The sequence below is a fragment of the Dietzia lutea genome, assembly GCF_003096075.1.
In the GTDB taxonomy this organism is placed as follows: domain Bacteria; phylum Actinomycetota; class Actinomycetes; order Mycobacteriales; family Mycobacteriaceae; genus Dietzia; species Dietzia lutea.
Map to the genome: position 1 here is coordinate 3355148 of NZ_CP015449.1, position 13935 is coordinate 3369082.

The following is a 13935-nucleotide window of genomic DNA, read 5'->3' on the forward strand; positions in this document are numbered from 1 at the left end:
CGCGGAACTGGGGCGGGCTCACCGACCGCGTGCTGGGTCCGCTCGCGCAGTACAACCGCTACCTCTCGGAGACGCGCCGGCGGAGTTCGCCCGCCGCCTCGGCGCACCCGTCCTGCAGGCCTCGCACTGCGGATCGTTCCGCACCGATTTCCTCCTCGCTCCGGGGACGACCGTGTCCGTGCCGTACGAGACGGAGTACGTCGGCGCCACCCAGATCGTCGACGCCTCCGGCACGGTGCTCGCCTCCCGGCGGGCCGAGGAGGGCCCCGGCATCGTCTACGCGGACGTCACCCTCGGGGCCCGCGAGCCCGTCCTGCCGCTCGAGGAGCGGTTCTGGATTCCCGAGTCGCCTCTGCTCCTGCGCGGCTACTGCCATCGGCAGAACGTGGCGGGCCGGAGCTACTACCGGCGTCGCGGCCGCGCGGCGGGCCTGCGGGCGGCAGGGTTGCGGACAGCGGAGCCGCACGAGTCGGTTGGGTCGGACGAGCCGGCGAGCGGGTAGGCCGCGCGACGCGCTCTAGAGGTGCACGTCGTTGTACGCCCGCTCGTCCTCGATCGGCTCGAGGTGCGTGGTGATGTGCGAGTTGGGCAGGGCAGCGTGAATCTCCTGCTCGACCGTCTCCACCAGGTCGTGCCCGCGCTCGACACTCCACTGGCCCGGCACGAGCGCGTGGAACTCCACGAAGCGCCACTTGCCCGACTCGCGGGTCCGCAGCTCGTGGAAGTCGACGCGGCCGGGCTCGCGGTGCCGCTCGAGCACCTCCTCGATCATCCTGTTGTCCTCGTCCGGCAGGGTCGCGTCCATCAGGCCCATACCCGACTCGTGCACCAGCCGGTAGCCGATGAACAGAATGTTCAGGCCCACGCCGATCGCCACGATCGGGTCGAGCACTTGCCAGCCGGTCGCCCACGCCAGCGCGAGACCCACCACCACGCCGACGGAGGTGATGACGTCGGTGAGCAGGTGCTTGCCGTCCGCCCGCAGAGTCGGCGACCGGTGGCGGGTGCCCGCCCGCACGAGCGCGAGACCGACGACCCCGTTGAGGACCGCGGCGACCACCGAGATCGCCAGGCCGACGCCGAGCGCCTCCAGCGGGGCCGGGTTGATCAGCCGCTCCACGCTCACGACCAGGATGAACGCCGCAGCCACGAAGATCATCGCGCCCTCGACACCCGCGGAGAAGTACTCCGCCTTGGAGTGCCCGTACTGGTGATCGTCGTCGGCCGGTCGCTCCGAGACGCTGATCGCCCCGAGTGCGATCACCGCCGCCACCAGGTTGACCACGGACTCGGCGGCGTCGGACAGCAGGCCGACCGAGCCGGTGATCCACCACGCCCCGACCTTGAGCACGATGGTGACGATCGCGGTTGCCACCGAGAGCCAGGCGAACTTCTTCAGAGTCGACACGTTCCGAGAGCGTAGTCGCGTGCCGAGAGTCCACCTGCCGACCGCTCGTTGTCGGTAGGGTCGGTGTCATGCACGTGGGATTCGCCTGGCTCGGGGCAGCGGTTCTTCTCGCCGCCGGAGAGGCGGCGGGCGGAGAGCTGTTCATGCTCATGCTCGCCGGTGGCGCCCTCGGGGGTTCGGCCGCCGCCTTCCTGGGCGCACCGGTGTGGGGTCAGGCGCTGGCGTTCGCGCTCGTCTCGCTCATCCTCGTCGTCGGCGTCCGTCCGATCGTCCGTCGGCGGATGCTCAGCGCACTGCCCGAGCACGACACCAACACCGCGGCGCTCACCGGACGCGGCGGCACGGTGGTCGAGGCGATCGGGTCGTCCGGCGGCCTCGTCGAGATCGCCGGGGACACCTGGACCGCACGACCGCTCATCGAGGGCGAGACGTTCGAGGCCGGGGACAAGGTCCTCGTGCACCAGATCGAGGGGGCCACGGCGATCGTCGTGCGCGGCCTATGAGTACGCGGCCTCCCCGCAGCAGCCGATACGCACGACCCAACCGGAGGTACCCATGGGTGGCTTGATCTTCCTGGCCGTCATCGTCGTCCTGATCGTCTCGGTGGTGGTGAGCTCGGTCAAGCTCATCCCCCAGGCCGAGGCCGCGGTCATCGAGCGGCTCGGCCGCTACCAGCGCACCGTGAGTGGTCAGCTCACGCTCATCGTCCCGTTCATCGACCGTGTGCGCGCCAAGGTCGACCTGCGTGAGCGGGTCGTGACCTTTCCGCCGCAGTCGATGATCACCGAGGACAACCTCACGCTGAGCATCGACACGGTCGTCTACTTCCAGGTCACCGACCCCAAGTCGGCCGTGTACGAGATCAACAACTACATCATCGCCGTCGAGCAGCTCGCCACCACCACCCTGCGCAACGTGGTGGGCGGCCTCACGCTGGAGCAGACGCTCACCAGCCGCGACATGATCAACAAGCAGCTGCGTGGCGTGCTGGACTCGGAGACCGGCCGCTGGGGACTGCGCGTCGCCCGGGTCGAGCTGCGCTCGATCGATCCGCCGCCCTCCATCCAGGACTCGATGGAGAAGCAGATGCGCGCGGACCGCGAGAAGCGCGCCACCATCCTCACCGCCGAGGGGCAGCGTGAGGCCGCCATCACCACCGCGCAGGGCGCCAAGCAGGCCGCGATCCTCGACGCCGAGGGCAACAAGCAGGCGGCGATCCTCGCGGCCGAGGCGGACCGGCAGTCGCGGATGCTGCGCGCGCAGGGTGAGCGGGCCGCCCGCTACCTGGTGGCCGAGGGCCAGGCCGCGGCGATCGCGCGGGTCAACGCCGCCGTCAAGGCCTCCAAGCCGACGCCGGAGATGCTGGCCTACCAGTACGTGCAGAACCTGCCCGAGATGGCCAAGGGCGACGCGGCCACCATGTGGATGATCCCGTCGCAGTTCGGCGACTCCCTGGAGACCTTCGCCAAGGCCGTCGCCAAGAAGGACGAAGACGGGGTCTTCCGCTACGAGCCGTCGGACGTCGACACCGACGCGGATCTGCCCTCGGCGCCCGACGAGTGGTTCGACACCCGGACTGATCCGGAGATCGCCCGCTCCGTGGCCGCCGCGGAAGCCGCGGCCAAGGGCGCCACCTCCGTCATGGACGAGGAACCCCGGCGGGAGAAGCCCAAGCCGGGCGTGTTCGACATGGTCCCCGAGTCCGAGGGCGGCGCCGCCCCCGACGCCCCTGCAGGCCAGGAGACCCAGGCGATCGACGGCCCTCGGGGCACCGCGCCCGGTCAGCCCGGCTTCGACCAGGGCGGGCAGGGCTACGACCAGAGCCACTCGCAGGATCCCGACCAGCGGTGGGGCCAGGGCCAGCAGGGCGGCTATCCGGTCGACGGCGGCGATCAGCCTTCGCGATAGCACAACCCGGGCGGGCCCCCGACAGCCCGTTACGGACAGCCGCCGCGGCCTCTCGTCTTAACATGAGGGCGTGACTCGTGACAGTGGCCGCGGTGGTGTCCGGACGCCGGAGGCGGAACCGGACGCCGAGGACGTCCGTCTGATCGAGACGGCGTCCGCGGTGTTCGCCGAACGCGGGATCAAAGGGACCAGCACCGACGACATCGCTCGGGCCGCCGGCGTCACGCGGGTGACGCTCTACCGTCGGCTGGGGCCTCGCGACGACATCCTGCGGGCGATCTACGCGCACGAGGCGCAGCGGCTCATGATGACCGTCAACGCGCGGTACACGCCGTTCGAATCGCTGGAATGGGACCCGGTCCGGCACGTCGAGGACCTGCTCGTGGGCACCGTCTTCGACATCCGCCAGAACGAATTGCTGCGTCGGATGATCGAGAGCGACAAGGTCGAGGCCATGGCTATGCTCGCCGGTCAGTCGGATTCGGTGCTCGAGACGATCATCGAGATGCTCGCGCAGTTCGTGCGCAGCACGTGGAACGCCGACGTCCACACCCGCCACATGGAGCCTGACGAGGCCGAGCAGCTCTCGCTCGAGGTCGCCTCCGTGGTGGGTCGCTTCCTGCACTCGCTCGTGGTGATGCCGGACGGCCCGCCCGTGGTGGACTCCGAGGAGCAGATCCGGGCGCTGGCACGCCGCGTGCTCGTGCCCATGATCCTGCAGCGCTGACCCCGCGGCCGCGGCGACCCGACCGCCCGCTCCGGCGGGAGCCGCCACGCAGCCGCTACAGCGCGGCCGGGACCTCCTCCGCGCCGAGTTCGTGCTCGAACGCCGCGCGCAGTGTGCGATGCCGGAAGTGGTGCCCGGCGTCGGTGAGCCTCCGTGGCAGGATCCGCTGATCGGCCAGGGCCAGTTCATCGGCCCCGCGACTGCCGAGCAGGACCGCCGGCGCCCATCCCGGCACGGGGACGAAGGTGGGGCGACGCAGGACCGAGCCCAGGACGCGGGTGAACTCGGCGTTCGTCACCGGCTCGGGGGCCGTGCCGTTGACCGCCCCCGACATCGTGGGATCGACGATCGCCCGCAGGTAGATGTCGGTGAGGTCGTCCAACGAGATCCAGGACATCCACTGCCGGCCGGAGCCGATACGGCCGCCCAGGCCCGCGCGCGTCAGGGCCGCGAGCGGCGGCAGCATCCCGCCGGTCCCGGACAGGGCGATGCCGGTGCGGACGGAGACGACCCGGGCGCCGGCCTCGCGGGCGGGGTCGCAGTCGCGCTCCCAGTCGACCACGATGTCGGCGACCGGCCCGGTGCCCGGCGCGGAGCCCTCGGTCAGCCGCTCGTCGCCTCGGTCAGGGCCGTAGTAGCCGATGGCCGAGGCGCAGACCATGGCGGTGGCCCCGTCGCGGGCGGCGACGAGCTCGGCGAGCCGACGCGTGGGGCCGACGCGGCTGTCGCGGACCCGTGCGACGTGACGATCGGTGAACCGGCCCGCGATGGGTGCGCCCGCCAGGTGGACCAGCACGTCCACGCCGTCGAGCAGATCCGGGGCGGGGGCGTCCGGATCCCAGCTCCGCTCCGGCCCGCCGCCGCGGTCGTCCCGCGCGCCGTCGCCCTCGCCGTCGCCGACTGGTCCGCGCACCAGTCGGATGACCCGGTGGCCGGCCACGCCGAGCAGCGCGGTCAGGGCGGTGCCCACCAGCCCGGAGGCACCGGTCACCGCGACGGTCAGCGGCGCGCTGCGGTTACGGTCGATCGCGGCCAGGTCGGCGGCCATCTGCCGGTACCGGTAGGCGAACACGGGGGCGAGCGCTCCGCCGGGGACGCGGGCCTCGACCCGGTCGCCGAGGAGCGCGGCGCCGTCGGGGGCGGCGGTGACGGTGTGCGTGTGGACCCAGCCGGTCGCGGCGGCGTAGGGCTGGGACACGCAGCGGTCGACGAAGCGCTCCCCCTCGACGTAGCCGGCGGGATCGTGCCGGGCGTGCCACCGGGGGCCGAAGCGCCTGCCCAGCGGGCCGGGCAGGGCCGTGCGCGGCTCGAGGACCGCGAGGCCGTCCCGCAGGGATGCCGCCTCCTGAACCGGCCGCAACGGCATGAACGGCGGCGAGAGCCGCCGGAACGCGCCCGGGGAGGCGAAGTAGCGCCACGCCTGGCCGGGGGTGGCCGGGATCGTGCAGGTGAGGTTGATGCTCATCGGTCACTCATCCGTGTCGGGAACGGCTGTGCCCGTCAGGGCAGGAGGCACAGCGGGGCGGCGTCGCCCCGCCCGCCGGCCATCGGGACGGTGAGGAACGCGCAGGACCACCAGCCACGGTCCTCGACGACGTCGCGCACGGTCGCCCACTGCCCGGCGTCGAGGGCGGGCTCGCGGCTGAGGACGAAGCCCGACGAGCGGGTGGGGTCGCCGACGATCGCCAGCGAGTAGTCATCCGCCAGGTAGGTGATCCGATAGTTGACGGGCCCGGCCTCGTCCTGGAACGGGACCATCGGGAAGTTCACCCGCAGCGAGGCGTTCGTGGCCGTGTCGCGGACCTTCGCCTCGCCCTCGATCACCGAGTCCGAGCTGATCGCCGAGCCGCAGCTGTTGCGGACCGAGACCGTGCCGGGCGCGGTGACCGCGTACTCGGCTCGGGTGTCGTTGGTGCACTGCAGGGTGTACGGCTGCGGGATCGCGGCGACCTGGAACCACTCCCCCGCGTAGCGCTCGAGGTCGACCGACTCGACCTGGGTGAGCTCGGGGCCGCCGAGCGATCCGAGGGCCACGCCGTCGGGAAGCAGCTGCGAGGACCCGCCGCCGAGGCGGCCGCCGTCGGTGAGGTCCTGGGCGCCCGCCGCCGGGGCCGCGCCGAGGCCCGCGGCGAGCAGCGGGGCCACGGCCAGCGCGGTCACGAGCCCGCGGAGGCGGGAGCCGGAGCGGCGGGTGCGGTCGGCGGGGACGTGGGTGCGGGCGGTGATGCTCATGCGCGGATCTCCTCTGTGCGGCGGGGGGTGTCGGAGTCGGGGCCGCCCGAGTCGTCGCCGGTGGTTCCGGTGCCGTCGGCGGTGCGGTCCACGCCGGCGGCGCGGCGGTGCCCGCGACGCGGGTCGCCCGGCCACCAGACCTTGTCCCCGACGAGGGTGAACAGGGCCGGGACGACCACGGTGCGCACGATGAAGGTGTCGAGCAGCACGCCGAGGGCGACGATGACGCCGACCTGTGTGAGCACGATGAGCGGCAGGACGCCGAGCACCACGAACACCGAGGCGAGCACGATGCCGGCCGAGGTGATGACCCCGCCGGTGAGGGCGACGGCGCGGACCATCGCCTCGCGGGTGGCGTGGGTGCCGGCCTCCTCGCGGGCCCGGATGGTGAGGAAGATCGAGTAGTCCACACCGAGAGCCACGAGGAACAGGAAGCTGTACAGCGGCACCGCGACGTCCAGGCCGGGGAAGCCCAGGACCTGGGTGGTGACGAAGGTGCCGAGCCCGAGCGCGGCGACGGACGACAACGCCGTGGCGGTGAGGACGAGCAGCGGCGCGATGAGCGACCTGAGCACCAGGATGAGGACGACGAACACCACGAGCAGGATGAGCGGCGCGATGAGGCTCAGGTCGCGAAGGTTGCCCTCGGAGGTGTCGACGGCCTCGGCGACGGACCCGCCGACGAGTGCCTCGGAGCCGGGCACGGTGTCGACCGCCTCGCGCAGCGCGACCACGCTGTCCTCGGACCGGTCGGTGGCGGGGGCGGCGTCGAGCACGACGGTGACGCGGCTCCAGCCGGTTCCGGATTCCCCGGCGGGCCGGGCGGAGACGACGCCCTCGACGCCCTGGGCGGCCTCCGCGACCCCGGCCTCGGTCCCGGTGCGGGTCAGGACGGTGACCGGGTCGGTGACGCCGGCCGGGAAGTGCTCGGCCGCGGTCTCCAGACCGGCGGCGGACTCGGACGCGGTGCGGAACTGCTCGGTCTGGCTCAGGCCGACGCGCGTGCCGATCAGGCCCAGCGCGAGGACCGCCAGGAGCAGGACGCAGGACACCAGGACCGTCACCGGGCGCTTGACGACGCGCGCGGCGATGCGGCCCCAGATCCCGGGGGGAACCTCCTCGTCGAAGCCCTCGGGGGTCGCCGGGCGGGACGGGCCGGAGGATCCGGGGAGCTTCTCGGCGATCGCGCCGGTGACGGAGCCGTCGCCGTCGCGCTCGAGGGCGTGCTTGCCGGGCCCGGCGTCCGGGCGCGGGACGAACGGCCAGAACAGGCCGCGGCCGCACACGGCGAGCGCGGCGGGCAACGCAACGAGGGCGTAGACCAGCGCGACGAGGAGGCCGACCGCCGCGGACAGGCCGAGCGAGCGGTAGTTGGGCAGGGTCGCCAGCAGCAGGGTGAGCAGGGCGAGGACGACCGTGATGTTGCTGGCGAGGATGGCCGGCACCGCGCCGCGGTAGGCGTCGCGGAGCGCGGTGCGGCGGTCCTGTGTCCTACGCAGTTCCTCGCGGTAGCGGGAGACCAGCAGCAGGGCGTAGTTGGTGCCGGCGCCGAAGACGAGGACGGAGACGATGCCGGAGGTCGAGGCGTCGACGGTGACGCCCGCGGCCTCGCCGACGAGCGAGACGAGCAGGGCCGCGACCCGGTCGGCGACGCCGATGATGAGCAGCGGCACCAGCCACAGGACCGGCGAGCGGTAGGTGATGATGAGTAGCACCGCGACGACCAGTGCCGTGGCGGCCAGGAGCCGGAAGTCGGCACCCTCGAACGCGGCGGCCGTGTCCGCGGCGAACGCGGGTCCGCCGGTGAGCTGCGCGCTCAGCCCGTCGTCGAGCCCCGCGGCGACGGCGCCCCGCATCTCCTCGACGAGCTCGCGTCCCTCGCCGCCGGAGATGAGCGACGAGTCGACCGGGACGAGCATCAGGGCGGCGGCGCCGTCCTCGGACGGGATCGGCCCCTGGGGCGGGGTCCCCACGACCTCGGACATGCGCTCACCGGCGCCGACCGCGGCGGCGACGCCCTCGGGGCCGAGCTCGGCGCCGTCCTCGCGGGTCACCACGAGGACCGCGGGCACCGAGCCGGAGTCGGGGAACTCCCGCTGGAGTTCGGAGACGAGCGCCGCCTCGGAGTCGTCGGGCAGGGTCTGCGGCGCCTCGGACGAGCTCTCCGAGGAGGCGAACGCGAACACCGCGCCGCTCACCAGCAGGACCGCCACCAGCATCACCCAGGCGGAGATTCTGCCGGTGACGGCGCCGACCCACCCTCCCGCCGACCCTGACTTCTCCACGGCAGAGCGCTCCGCTCTCATCGATTTCCCTGTCTTCACATGTCGTATTCGGAGAGGAACGCCTCGAGGATGCCGGTGACCTCGTCGGGGCGTTCCAGGGTCGGCGAGTGCCCGGCCCCGGGTATCTCGCAGTAGCGCGAGTCCGCGATCAGCTCGACCAGTCGGCGGGACTTCTCCGGCGGCGTGGCCGCGTCCTCGGCGCCCACGACAACCAGCGTGGGCGCGATGATCCGGATGGCCTCGTCCTCGCACGGGTCGCGGTCGGCGACCGACTCGATCGCCTTGACGAGCCCGGCCCGGTCGGTGCGCTCGAGCATCGCCATCCACTCGTCGACCCAGGGCGCGTCGAGGTTGCCGTCGGCGAGCATGATCGGCGCGACCCGCGACCGGACGGTCCGGATGCCGGCGACGCGGTACACCGCCGACAGGGTCCGGTACTTGCGACGGTTGGCCGGTTCCTCGGCGGTGGCGGCGGTGTCCATGAGGGTGAGGGTGTGCACGGTCTCGGGATTGCGGGCGGCCAGCCGGATGCCCACGAACCCGCCCATGGACAGCCCCACGAAGTTGACCACCGGGATCTGCAGGTGCCGCAGCAGCTCGGCGACGTCCACCGTGAGGGTGTCCATGTCGTACCCGCCGAGGGCGCGCGGCGAGTTGCCCTGCCCGCGGAAGTCGATCGTCACGCAGCGGTAGCGGTCCCGCAGGCGGGCGACCTGGGGGTGGAACATCCAGCCCGAGAACAGCAGGCCGTGGGCGAACAGCACCACGGGGGCGTCCTCACGACCGGCGGGCGCGCCGGTGTCGGTGTAGGCGATCGTCGTGTGGCCGCGTCGGAACGTGGGCATCGGGCGTCTCTCCTGAGGTCGTGTCCCGCCGCGCGCTCACCGGAGGGTGATCAGGCGACGCGGGTCATCCGGTCCGGCCGCCCGTTCGAGGTGCTGGTGCTCGTTGACCGCGATGCAGGTCATCCCGCCCCGACCCACCACGACACGGGCCGTGCCGGTGTTCACCGTCACACGCTGCAGGCGGGTCCACAACCCGACGACGCCCTCCGGGTCGGCCAGCAGGGCCGCCACGGCCAGCGAGATGGTGCCGGCCGAGGACACGACGAGGGTCGTCCTGCCGCTGCCGGACCGGGCGGCGGCGTCGGCGAGGGCGGCCTCGGCGTCGGCGCTGTACCGGGCGAACGCCTCGAGCCCCGACCAGTGGCCCAGCGCCGCGTCGAGCTCGCGCTGGAAGGCCTGCTTGGCCTCGTCGGAAGAGCCCGCCGAGTCGAGGGTGCCGTGCTCGGCGGACAGGCCGGCCACCCGCGCGGCCTCGAGGACGGCGTCGGCGTCGTACTCCGCCCACCGTTCGTCGACCTCGACGGGGCAGTCGACGTCGCCGTGCGCGCGCAGGCCCTCGAGCAGGCCCTCCGCGGTCTCGCGCTGGCGCCGCATGCCACCGTGGACGATGACATCGGGCCGCAGGCCGCGGGCCGCCATGTCCTCGCCGGCCAGGCGCGCCTGCAGGTGGCCGGTCTCGGAGAGCCTGTCGTAGTCGCCGCTGCCGAACGAGGCCTGGCCGTGGCGGACGAGGTGGATGGCGCCCATCAGCGCTCACCGCCCGCGCCGCGGGCCAGACCACCGACGACGGGGAGCCCGCCGAGGACGCCGGCCACCTTGCCGCGGGCGTCGTGGACGCCGCCGGCGAGCAGCGGCAGCGCCACCCGGGGCACGCCGAGCAGCTCTCCGATCACGTCCTTCGGGAAGATCCGCGTGGGTGACAGGCGCCCGTCGCCGGTGCGGATGAGGCGCAGGCAGCGCTGCTCGAGGAACGCCACGCCGGGGCGGAACGCGCGGAAGGCCGGGTTGGTGGTCTGCCCGTGGTAGTAGCGGTGGTTGATCTGCTGGGCGATCACCGCGAGCCGGAAGAGGCCGAACACCTCGTAGAAGCGCCACTGCTCGTCGGTGATGTCCAGCCCGGCGCGGCGCGCGTACCGCTCGACGACCTGCCGCCGGGTGAGCATCCCCGGCGCGTTCGTGGGCTGCCGGCGGAAGGCCTTGAACAGCGGGCCGTCGTCGTCCTGGACCCAGTAGGCCAGCGCGCCGCCCAGGTCCATGAGCGGGTCGCCGACGGTGGCCATCTCCCAGTCCAGGACGCCGATCACCCGGGTGACGTCGTCGGGGTCCAGGACGAGGTTGTCGAACCGGAAGTCGTTGTGGACGAGGCAGTGGCCGACGTCCTCGGGCTGGTTCGCGTGCAGCCACTTCATGACCGGCGCGAAGTCCGGGACGTCCGGGGTGCGGGCGCGGCGGTAGCGGGCGGACCAGCCCTCGACCTGGCGGCGCACGTAGCCCTCGCCGCGGTCGAGGTCGTCCAGGCCGGCGGCGGCGACGTCCACCGAGTGCAGGTCGGCCAGCGCGTCCACGGCCGACTCGCTCAGGCGCCGGGTCGTGACCCGGTCCAGGCGCAGGTCGCGGGGCAGGTTCTTGCGCAGGATCGTGCCCGCCATGCGTTCCATGACGTAGAAGTCCGAGCCGATGACCGAGTGGTCGTCGCAGAACCCGACCATGCGCGTCACCAGCGGGTAGACCGGCCGCAGCGCCGACTGGACGCGGTACTCGCGCCTCATGTCGTGCGCGCCGCGGGCCTTGGTCCCCGCCGGGGGGCGGCGCAGGACCAGGTCCGCGCCGGGGTAGCGCAGCAGGTAGGTGAGGTTCGACGCGCCACCGGTGTACTGGCGGACCTCCGGGAGGACCGGCTCGTCGTCGTCGCCCAGGTCCACGCCGGCGAGCACGTCCGGGTCGTCAGGGGTGACCGACCGCAACCACGCGGCGACGGCCTCCACGTCGAAAGCGTCCTCGTCGCGCACCGCGCCGGTGCCGGGGACCCGGCGGCGCAGGGCGGCGTCGTCGTCGGACATACCGTCGCGCGGGCTCACCGGTCGGCCCCGGCGTCGGCGGTGGTCCGGGCCGCGGCGGCGTCGCGGTAGGGGGCGAGCATGGCGCGGGCGACGACGGCGAGGTGGACCTCGTCCGGGCCGTCGGCCAGTCGCAACGACCGCGCGGTGGCGTACGCCCCGGCCAGCGGGAAGTCGTCGCTCATCCCGCCGCCGCCGTGCAGCTGCAGCGACATGTCGATGACCTCCTGCGCCATCTTCGGGACCGCGGCCTTGATCGCGCTGACCTCGACCGCGGCCTGCCCCTCGGTGTCGAGCTTCCAGGCGGCGTGCTGGACGAGCAGGCGGGCCTGGTCGATCGCGATGCGGGCCCCGGCCAGGCGCTCGCGGTTGCCGCCGAGGTTGACGATCGGCTTACCGAACGCCACGCGCTCGGAGGCGCGGCGGCAGGCCAGGTCCAGCGCCATCTCCGCCAGGCCGATCAGCCGCATGCAGTGGTGGATGCGCCCCGGGCCCAGGCGGCCCTGCGCGATCTCGGCCGCCCGCCCGGGGCCGGCGATGATGTTGGTGACCGGCAGCCGGACGCCGGTGAGCGTGACCTCGCCGTGGCCGAGCGGCTCGTCGTGGACACCCTGCGCGGTGAGCATCCGCTCCACCGTCACGCCGGGGGCGTCCATGGGGACGAGCACCATCGAGTGCCGCAGGTAGCGGTGCGCGTCCGGGTCGGACACGCCCATGAAGATGCCGACCCTGCAGTCGGGGTGTCCGACGCCCGTGGACCACCACTTGCGGCCGTCGAGCACCACCTCGTCGCCCTCGATGCGCGCCGTGGCCGCCATGTTCGAAGCGTCCGAGGAGGCCACGGCGGGCTCGGTCATGAGGAACGCGCTGCGGATCTCCCCGGCCAGCAGCGGGTCCAGCCAGCGGTCCTTCTGCTCCTGCGAGCCGTACTTGAGCAGGACCTCCATGTTCCCGGTGTCCGGGGCGTTGCAGTTGAACACCAGCGGGGCGAGGAACGACCGACCCATCTCCTCGGCGACCGGCGCGTAGTCCGTGTTGGACAACCCCGTGCCGCCGCGGGTGCCGTAGCGCTCCGCGTAGGGGCCCTCGTGGCCGGCCGGCAGGAAGAGGTTCCACAGCCCCTGCTCGCGCGCGAGCGCCTGCAGCTCCCCGACCCGCGGGTCCACCGCCCACGGGTCCTGCCCGGACAGGCGACGGCGGGCGATGTCCGCGTGGATGTCCGACTCGACCGGGGCGATGTGGGCGTCGATGAACTCGCGGACCGCGGCGGTGAGCTCGGCGGCGCGCGGCGACGGGGAGAAGTCCATACGTGCATCGTGGCACACCGCTCCCAGCCGGGCCCGGGCGCGCGAGACCCCCGCGGTCCCGGCTCTGGCAGGATCGCGGGCGTGACCGAGCATTCGCGGACGACCCTCGCCGACCGGGCGGACCCGGTTCGTGCCTGGTCGGCGCGACGAACCTACCGCGCGGCCGACTTCCGCCCCGGCGACCTCGTCGCGGCCAAGGCGGGCCGCCGCATCTCGGTCGTGCTGCCCGCCCGCGACGAGCAGTCGACCGTCGGTGCGATCGTCGCCGCCCTGCACTCCGAGCTCGTGCAGGGCGTGCCGTTGATCGACGAGCTCGTCGTCGTCGACTCCCACTCCACCGACGCCACCGCACAGGTGGCGCGCTCCGCCGGCGCCCGCGTCGTCGCCCAGGGCGAGGTCCTCCCCGGCCTGGGCGACGTGCCCGGCAAGGGCGAGGCGCTGTGGAAGTCGCTCGCCGCCACCGACGGTGACATCATCGCGTTCCTCGACTCCGACCTGCGCGACTTCAACCCCGCGTTCGCGACCGGCCTGCTCGGGCCGTTGCTCACCGAACCCGGCGTCGTGTTCAGCAAGGGCGCCTACGACCGGCCCCTCGACGACGGCCGCACCGTCCTGCCCGCCGGCGGCGGCCGCGTCACCGAGCTCGTCGCCCGGCCTCTGATCGCCACCTACTGGCCCGCCCTCGGCGGCTTCGTCCAGCCGCTCGCCGGCGAGTACGCCGGGACGCGCGAGGCGCTCGAGTCCATCCCCTTCGCCGGCGCCTACGGCGTCGACCTCGGCATCCTCGTGGACCTCTACGAGGCGTACGGCCTCGACGCGCTCGCCCAGGTGGACCTCGGTCGGCGGGTGCACCGCCACTCGCCCGACTCCGCGCTGGCCGTGATGGCCATGCACCAGCACCTGGCGATGCTGAGCCGGCTGCGGCGCCACGGACGCGTGACCGGCGCCGACGCCCCCGGCGACACCCTGACCCTGCACCGACGCGATCCCGACGACGGCGGATTCCGCGCCGAGACCGTCCGCGTCGACCCAGGCGAGCGCCCGCCGATGCGCGAGGTGCGCGCCGGGCTGTAGACGCGCGCGGTGCCGCCGGGTTGTGGGTGCGCACCCCCGGTCGTCGGCACCCCCGGTCGTCGGCGGCGCGGATACCCGCGCGGCGCGATCTG

General features: G+C 73.3%; 13 protein-coding genes. 5 read left to right on the plus strand and 8 right to left on the minus strand.

The genetic code is table 11. The features are described 5' to 3' along the window. Positions 1-178: 178 nt before the first annotated feature. On the plus strand, positions 179-502 hold the full coding sequence (locus A6035_RS18870; protein WP_235026670.1) for a hypothetical protein: 324 nt from the start codon (positions 179-181) through the stop codon (positions 500-502). 15 nt (positions 503-517) lie between these two features. Here the strand turns inward: A6035_RS18870 and A6035_RS15365 are convergent, their stop codons facing one another. Next, on the minus strand, positions 518-1408 hold the full coding sequence (locus tag A6035_RS15365) for a cation diffusion facilitator family transporter (RefSeq protein ID WP_108848646.1): 891 nt from the start codon (positions 1406-1408) through the stop codon (positions 518-520). 68 nt (positions 1409-1476) lie between these two features. Between A6035_RS15365 and A6035_RS15370 the strand changes: the two genes are divergently transcribed. The 3 genes from A6035_RS15370 to A6035_RS15380 all read left to right on the plus strand — a co-directional run bounded on the left by A6035_RS15370 (position 1477) and on the right by A6035_RS15380 (position 4043). Continuing rightward, positions 1477-1911, plus strand: a complete 435-nt coding sequence (locus A6035_RS15370; RefSeq protein ID WP_108848647.1) for an NfeD family protein — start codon at positions 1477-1479, stop codon at positions 1909-1911. A 52-nt stretch (positions 1912-1963) separates the two neighbouring features. Then, the gene (locus tag A6035_RS15375; protein ID WP_108848648.1) at positions 1964-3316 is read left to right on the plus strand and encodes an SPFH domain-containing protein; all 1353 of its coding nucleotides are present in this window, start codon (positions 1964-1966) and stop codon (positions 3314-3316) included. Between the two features lie 70 nt (positions 3317-3386). Continuing rightward, a complete protein-coding gene (locus tag A6035_RS15380) occupies positions 3387-4043 on the plus strand; it encodes a TetR/AcrR family transcriptional regulator (RefSeq protein ID WP_061228533.1) in 657 nt (218 codons plus the stop codon). Positions 4044-4098: 55 nt separating this feature from the next. On the opposite strand, the gene A6035_RS15385 is transcribed toward A6035_RS15380, so the two are convergent. Genes A6035_RS15385 through A6035_RS15415 form a run of 7 tightly spaced genes read right to left on the minus strand, consistent with a single transcriptional unit; the run spans position 4099 to position 12769 of the window. Beyond that, positions 4099-5508, minus strand: a complete 1410-nt coding sequence (locus A6035_RS15385; protein WP_108848649.1) for a TIGR01777 family oxidoreductase — start codon at positions 5506-5508, stop codon at positions 4099-4101. A 35-nt stretch (positions 5509-5543) separates the two neighbouring features. Further along, the gene (locus A6035_RS15390) at positions 5544-6275 is read right to left on the minus strand and encodes a lipocalin family protein (RefSeq protein ID WP_108848650.1); all 732 of its coding nucleotides are present in this window, start codon (positions 6273-6275) and stop codon (positions 5544-5546) included. Then, on the minus strand, positions 6272-8581 hold the full coding sequence (locus A6035_RS15395) for an MMPL family transporter (RefSeq protein ID WP_167400742.1): 2310 nt from the start codon (positions 8579-8581) through the stop codon (positions 6272-6274). Before A6035_RS15395 ends, A6035_RS15390 begins: the two co-directional genes overlap by 4 nt. A 14-nt stretch (positions 8582-8595) precedes the next feature. After that, positions 8596-9405, minus strand: coding sequence for an alpha/beta fold hydrolase (locus A6035_RS15400; protein ID WP_108848651.1), 810 nt, complete (start codon positions 9403-9405; stop codon positions 8596-8598). Positions 9406-9441: 36 nt separating this feature from the next. Next, positions 9442-10152, minus strand: a complete 711-nt coding sequence (locus A6035_RS15405; protein ID WP_108848652.1) for a histidine phosphatase family protein — start codon at positions 10150-10152, stop codon at positions 9442-9444. Continuing rightward, positions 10152-11483 (minus strand): phosphotransferase family protein, encoded by a 1332-nt coding sequence (locus tag A6035_RS15410; RefSeq protein WP_425267507.1) that lies wholly within the window; start codon positions 11481-11483, stop codon positions 10152-10154. Before A6035_RS15410 ends, A6035_RS15405 begins: the two co-directional genes overlap by 1 nt. Then, a complete protein-coding gene (locus A6035_RS15415; RefSeq protein WP_108848654.1) occupies positions 11480-12769 on the minus strand; it encodes an acyl-CoA dehydrogenase family protein in 1290 nt (429 codons plus the stop codon). The genes A6035_RS15410 and A6035_RS15415 overlap by 4 nt, the downstream gene beginning before the upstream one ends. 81 nt (positions 12770-12850) lie before the next feature. Between A6035_RS15415 and A6035_RS15420 the strand changes: the two genes are divergently transcribed. Then, positions 12851-13843 carry a glucosyl-3-phosphoglycerate synthase gene (locus tag A6035_RS15420; protein WP_108848655.1) on the plus strand — a complete coding sequence of 331 codons (993 nt, stop codon included), beginning with the start codon at positions 12851-12853 and terminating at the stop codon, positions 13841-13843. Positions 13844-13935: the final 92 nt, after the last annotated feature.

Excerpts from the sequence above, each read along its gene's own strand:
- A6035_RS15370 (WP_108848647.1), top strand. The coding sequence starts at position 1,477 with ATGCACGTGGGATTCGCCTGGCTCGGGGCAGCGGTTCTTCTCGCCGCC.
- A6035_RS15375 (WP_108848648.1), top strand. The coding sequence starts at position 1,964 with ATGGGTGGCTTGATCTTCCTGGCCGTCATCGTCGTCCTGATCGTCTCG.
- A6035_RS15385 (WP_108848649.1), bottom strand. The coding sequence starts at position 5,508 with ATGAGCATCAACCTCACCTGCACGATCCCGGCCACCCCCGGCCAGGCG.
- A6035_RS15390 (WP_108848650.1), bottom strand. The coding sequence starts at position 6,275 with ATGAGCATCACCGCCCGCACCCACGTCCCCGCCGACCGCACCCGCCGC.
- A6035_RS15395 (WP_167400742.1), bottom strand. The coding sequence starts at position 8,581 with ATGAGAGCGGAGCGCTCTGCCGTGGAGAAGTCAGGGTCGGCGGGAGGG.
- A6035_RS15400 (WP_108848651.1), bottom strand. The coding sequence starts at position 9,405 with ATGCCCACGTTCCGACGCGGCCACACGACGATCGCCTACACCGACACC.
- A6035_RS15405 (WP_108848652.1), bottom strand. The coding sequence starts at position 10,152 with ATGGGCGCCATCCACCTCGTCCGCCACGGCCAGGCCTCGTTCGGCAGC.
- A6035_RS15415 (WP_108848654.1), bottom strand. The coding sequence starts at position 12,769 with ATGGACTTCTCCCCGTCGCCGCGCGCCGCCGAGCTCACCGCCGCGGTC.